Here is a 1682-nt window from a genome sequence, read left to right on the forward strand (position 1 = left end):
GAGCGCCCGTGATCGCGTCACTTCCCGATGACCACTGGCGACCATATCGAGTAGCTTCAACGTTACCGCCCGCTGTTTCAGGCACCCGGTAGTGGGGTGTCCTGCGTCTCATGGCAACGTCAGAGGAGCTTTAAGCGTCCTTATCAGGCACAGGGGCATGTTCGCTCATGGACGAGGCGCCGCGCGATTGCTCCGGTCAAGGAGGTTCGAAAAAGCCGGTGAGTGGCAGATCCATACGCCGGCCGGCGTTGCCGCCAGAGCTGAGCCCACGGCGTCCGCTGAACCTTCGGCGCCGCCCGGTCCGCTCACCGCTTCGGACGTTGTCCGTCGGCGCGGCGGCCGCACTGTCGCTGGTGGTTCTCGCCGTCAGCTCCGTCGGATGGGCGGCATACCGCTACTTCGACGACTCGGTCACCGGGGTCGCATGGTCGCCCGGTGGTGACCGGCCGCCCGAGCGACCGGGCGAGATGAACATCCTGCTGCTCGGCGACGACAGCCGAGCGGGCACCCACGGTGAGTACGGCCAGGTCGACGGGGTCCGCTCGGATACTACGATCATCGCTCACTTCGGCACGGACGGTTCGGTCACCCTGGTGTCATTTCCCCGGGACACCCTCGTGACCGTTGCCTCCGGCATCGCGCAAACCCCCCATGACGGGAAGGACAAGCTCACCAACGTCCTGTCCTACGCTGGCATCGAGGGGCTCACCCGCACGCTGGAGAACCTGACCAGCCTCAAGATCGATCATTTCATCTCGATCGATCTGGCTGGCTTCAAGACCATGACCGACGCGGTCGGCGGGGTGGACGTGTGCGTCGCGCAGCTTCCCGGCGGCGGCACGACCAATCTGCACGACAACTTCTCCCAGTGGCGCGGAAAGTTCGGCATCAACCACCTCAACGGCGACCAGGCGCTGGCCTTCGTCCGCACCCGCCACGCCCTGCCCGATGAGACCTACCGCGTCGCCCGCCAGCAGCAGTTCCTGTCCAAGCTGCTCGAAAAGGCAACCAGCGCAGGCGTGCTGACCAACCCCGTCAAGATCACCCAATTGATCGGCGCCGTCGGCGGGTCGCTCAAGGTTGACAACGGTCTCACCGAGAACGGCGCAATGATCAAAATGGCGCAGCGGTTGAGTGGCCTCGGCAGCGGAAAAGTGAAGTTCATCACGATCCCCACCCATGTACCACTGAAATCCGAAGGCGCCACCGACGAGCAGGGCACCATCCCCCCTCACGGCAATGTGCTGTTCTACGAGCCGGTCGGGCTCTGGCAGGTCCTCGCGCCGCTTCGACCCGCGACCGGCGGCGACGCCCCCGCGGGCGCAACCGGTAGTCCGACGCTGCCACCGGGCCAGGTGACCATCGCCGAAGTTCGCAACAGGACCGGCCGTTCGGGTCTGGCCGTACAGACGACCACGGCACTCGGCGCGCTGGGGTTCGCCGGTTCCTTGCGGCCCACCACCGGTGCGGCCGGGCAGGTCGTCACGGAGATCCGCTACCCGGCCGGGCAGGAGGGCGCGGCGCGCGCACTGTCGGGTCTGATCGCCGGATCGCAGACGATCGAGGACCCGAAGATCGGCAACGGCCTCGTCGTCGTGCTCGGGGCCTCCTTCACGGGCGTGACCGGCGGGCAGGCGCCGCCGGCCGGGTCCCTACCCGGCTCCCGGGGTACACCCTCCACC

At 67.1% G+C, this 1682-nt stretch carries 1 protein-coding gene; it reads left to right on the forward strand.

Annotated elements, in window-relative coordinates; all coding sequences use genetic code 11:
* Positions 1–218: 218 nt before the first annotated feature.
* A partial coding sequence (locus U9980_RS07115; RefSeq protein ID WP_322767204.1) for an LCP family protein occupies positions 219–1682 on the forward strand: 1464 nt, incomplete at its 3' end.

It is taken from the genome of Protofrankia sp. Cr1 (assembly GCF_963555865.1).
Taxonomy (GTDB): Bacteria; Actinomycetota; Actinomycetes; order Frankiales; family Frankiaceae; genus Protofrankia.